The sequence below is a fragment of the Thiogranum sp. genome (genome assembly GCF_058323355.1).
The window spans coordinates 1-4,461 of record NZ_JBTTIO010000088.1 but is presented as its reverse complement, the minus strand read 5'-3'; the positions used below and the strand labels follow the sequence as shown (position 1 = coordinate 4,461).

Sequence of the window (4,461 nt, the reverse complement as noted above, 5' to 3'; positions counted from 1 at the left end):
CTGACCCCATTGAAAATGTGTCGGCGTACTTTGCGTCTTTGCGAGATTATTTTAGGTGCTGGTAGATGTTATTCGGACGGAACAAGAAGAACCCGATCAAACTCGCTGACAAGGGCGCGGTGGAGTGGAAGTACACCACCTGTGGCTATTGTTCGACGGGGTGCGCGATTGAAGTCGGCCTGAACCGGGACGGCAAGGCGGTGTCGGCGCGTGGCGTGGGCGATGCGGATGTGAACCGCGGCAAGTTGTGTATCAAGGGGATCTTTGAGTACGAATTGTTCGAGAGCGGCGGCCGTGGCCGCGTGCCGTTGATGCGCGAGCGGGTTCATGAACCGTTCCGGGAAGCGAGCTGGGACCAGGCACTGGATAAAACCGCGTCGGAGATCCAGCGTATCCAGGATCAGTATGGCCGCGATGCGTTTGCGATTGTGTCCACCGGCCAGATCATGACGGAAGAGTTTTACACGCTGGGCAAGCTGGCGCGCGGGGTGATCGGCACCAACAACTACGACGGCAACACGACGCTGTGCATGGCATCGGCGGTGTCGGGTTACAAGCGTTCGTTCGGTTCCGACGGGCCGCCCGGGTGTTACGAGGACTTCGAGCACACCGATTGCCTGCTGGCGATTGGTTCCAACCTGCCGGAACAGCACCCGATTATTTACTGGCGCATGCGCGAGGCGCGCGAGAAGCGGCATTTCCCGTTAATCGTAATCGATCCGCGCGTGACCATGCTGGCGCAGAGTGCCGACATGCACCTGCCGATCAGTCCCGGCACCGATGTGGTGCTGTTAAACAGCCTGGCGTATGTGATCCTGGATGAAGGTTTGCAGGATGAAGAGTACATCCGCGCCCATACCAGCGATTTCGACGCCTTCAAGGCCACGGTGCAGGACTATGATCCGCTGACGGCTTCGAAGATCTGCGGTATCGACGAAGACACCATTCGTAATGTCGCGCGTGTCTATGCCAGGGCCAATGCCGCCATGACCATCTGGACTATGGGTATCAACCAGTCCACACACGGTTCCGACGGCGTGGTGGCGATCAATAATCTGAACCTGATTACCGGCAACATCGGCAAACCGGGTGGCAGCAGCCTGTCTATCACCGGCCAGTGCAACGCCATGGGGACGCGCGAATGGTCGTCCTGTTCCGGTCTGCCGGGTTACCGCGCGCTGGAAAAGGAACAGGACCGCAAGGAGATTGCTGAATTCTGGGGCATAGACGAAGACTTCTTCCCGAAGCAACGCGGCCTGTTCATGACCGATATCCTGCCCGCGATTGAAACCGGGCAGATCAAGGGTCTGTGGCTGATTGCCACCAATCCCATGACTTCCATGCCCAATACGGCGCGCATCCGCAAGACGCTGGAGAAGCTGGAGTTCCTGGTGGTACAGGACGCCTATGCCGATGTGGAAACCAACGAATACAGTCACGTATTCCTGCCCGCCGCTATCTGGGCCGAGAAGGAAGGGGTGTTCACCAACACCGAGCGCCGCGTGAACCTGATCCGCAACGTGATGCCGCCGTTCGGCGAGTCGAAGCCGGACTTCTGGATTTTCAACGAAATGGCGAAGCGCATCGAACGCGATAAAAAGCCGTCGTTCCCCGAGACCACCGAACAGGCGTTCGAGGAAATGAAGCAGTTGTCGAAAGGCCGGATGCTGGATATTTCCGGCATGAGCTATGACAGGATCGAACAGCAGCGCGGTCTGCAGTGGCCGTGCCGTGATGGCGATGAAAGCGGTTCGCAGCGTTTATATATCGACGGTGTGTTTCAGCACCCGGACGGCAAGGCCAAACTGATCCCGCTGCCGTTCGTCGACAACAACGAACGGCCGGACGATGAATACCCCTTGTGGCTCAACAGTGGCCGCGTGGTGGAACATTTCCACACCCGCACCCGCACCGGCAAGGTCGGCAACCAGAACAAGTTCAGTCCCACGCCCTACATGGAGATGAATCCCGATGCCGCCGCCGAGTCCGGCGTGGAGCACGGCCAGTATGCGCGCCTGGTGTCGCGGCGCGGTGATGCCATCGTGCTGGTGCAGTGCACCCAGCGCGTGCCGCGTAACATGATCTTCGTGCCGTTCCACTACCACGAGTGCGTCAACCGCGTCAGCCTTGGCCTGCTCGACCCGCACTCGCGTCAGCCGGCGTACAAACAGTGCGCGGTGCGCGTGGAACCGGTCGAGGATCAGCAGGCTGCTGCTGCCCTTAACCTGGCCGCACGGGCGTATTGATTGTGATGAAATGCATCTTTCGATCCCCGTCATTCCGGCGAATGTCGGAATCCATACGCCTTGACCGGCCCTGGATGCCGGCATGTGCCGGCATGACGGCGTAACTGGAAAACATATGTTCAAGGTAAGAGACAACGAACCGGACTACGCCTTCATTCCGAACGCCGAAGCGCCGCAGACCAACTGCTACGGCAAACCCATCCAGCTGGTCGATGAAAACGACCCGCTGGCCGGGCAGAGCCTGAACATCAACGGCGACAGCAGCGTGGGCGACAACCCCAACCGCTACACGCAGCACGGCTTTTATTTCAACGCCGACAACTGCATCGCCTGTCACGCCTGCGAAGCGGCCTGCGCGGAAAAGAACGACACCCCGGCGCACCTGGCGTTCCGTTCCGTCGGATACCTGGAAGGCGGCAGCTACCCGGCCGTCGCTCGCCTGAACATCTCCATGGCCTGCAACCATTGTGACAACCCGGTCTGTCTGAAAGGTTGTCCGACGCGCGCCTATACCAAGTTCGCCGAATACGGCGCGGTGTTGCAGGACCCGGACATCTGCTTCGGCTGCGGCTACTGCACCTGGGTGTGTCCCTACAACGCACCGCAACTCGACCCGGTGGCCGGGCATGTGTCCAAGTGCAACATGTGTGTCGATCGGCTGGAAGTTGGCCTGAAACCGGCCTGCGCCTCGGCCTGCCTGGGCGGCGCGCTGGACTTCGGCGTGATCGAAACCACGCCGGAAAATCGCGAACAACTCGCCACCAGTATCCCGGGTTTCCCTGATACCTCCATCACCCAGCCAAACATCCGCTTTCAGCAGACACGCAGCCTGCCGCGCGAAATGCGCCGTACCGACAGCACGCCGATCCGCTATGTGCGCGACGAACAGAACACAAAGCCCGACCCCGGCGTGAAAGGCGGGCAGGGTCAGTACCGCAGCGCGCCACTGCCACGCGGCAACAAGCCCATGCAGTGGAATCTCGCCAAACTGCGTTCCCGCGAAGACCCGCTGGTGATCTTTACCCTGATTACCCAGGCCGTGGTTGGCGCCTTCCTGCTGCTGTTCCTTGGCCCGCAGTTCGGGCTGGACTCGCTGAGCGCTGCCACGAATCCCGTTGCCTACCCGGTGACCCTGTTCGGGCTGATCGCCGCGCAGACCTTTGCGCTGGTGATTTCCACCTTGCACCTCGGGCGCCCGCACCGGTTCTACCGCGCCTTTAACAACCTGCGCCACTCGCCGGTAAGCCGCGAGGTGGCGGCCGTGGCCGTGTTCTATAACCTGCTCGGCGCTTACGCCGTGCTGACCGGTCTGCCACACCTGTTTGGCTGGTTGCCGGAAGGGCTGGTCAACGGCGTGCGCGAGCTGTCCGGCTGGCTGGCGGTGATCGCCGGCCCGGCCTCGATCTATTTCATGCACCGCATCTACCGCATCCCGGCGCGCCCGTTCTGGAACCACTGGCAGGTGCTCAGCAGTTTCTACGCCAGCATGCTCACACTGGGTTCGCTGCTGGTGGCACTGGTGTTCGTCCCGCTACTGGCCGTGCAGGGCAGCGACTTCACCCATCTGCTGCAAACTCTGGCAATACTGGCACTGACCGGGCTTGCCGTGGAAGCCTTCGGTCTTTACCGCCACGCCGATTACCTGCGTCACCACGTGGGCGAAGGGCAGGCCGCGTGGCTGGAACAGACCACCACCTTCGGCAAGACCTACTGGCTGCGCAATGCACTGATGCTCGGCGCCGCGACGCTGATCGTGCTTGCCGTCCTGAGTGGTGTGTCCAGCCCGACCGGCCTGGTCCTGTGGGGGCTGGCGGCGCTGGCCCTGTTCGCCGCCGCCGTGATCGGCCGCGCGCTGTTTTACGTACTGGTCATCCCCACCACCCTGCCGGGCGCCTTCTTCTGGAATAACCCGGCCTTCCAGGAACACGCGCGCGAAGTCGGCCTGGCCAACATGACCCAGGTCGGTGTACAGGTCGCCGAACACTGACAATTTCAATGGGGTCAGACGCGATTGATTACGGTTAATTTCATGTATATAGGAGAAAAATCGAGTCTGACCCCAATGAAAATTTCTCCCCGTTAATCCTTTAATCCTGGTATGAAAATCAATCGAGTCTGACCCCATTGAAAAGCAAGCTTGCGGATATCGAAAACGATCTGGAACGTGCGGTATTCATGGCGCAGTACCGGTCACGCCGGCAGCGGATGATCCGTT

At 60.5% G+C, this 4,461-nt stretch carries 2 protein-coding genes; both read left to right on the top strand.

Translation table 11 applies throughout. The annotated features are described in order from the left end of the window. The first annotated feature begins 65 nt into the window (after positions 1-65). Positions 66-2,246, top strand: a complete 2,181-nt coding sequence (locus ACW81B_RS12150) for a molybdopterin oxidoreductase family protein (protein ID WP_491580486.1) — start codon at positions 66-68, stop codon at positions 2,244-2,246. A 115-nt stretch (positions 2,247-2,361) separates the two neighbouring features. Further along, positions 2,362-4,233, top strand: a complete 1,872-nt coding sequence (locus ACW81B_RS12145) for a DmsC/YnfH family molybdoenzyme membrane anchor subunit (RefSeq protein WP_491580485.1) — start codon at positions 2,362-2,364, stop codon at positions 4,231-4,233. Positions 4,234-4,461 lie beyond the last annotated feature (228 nt).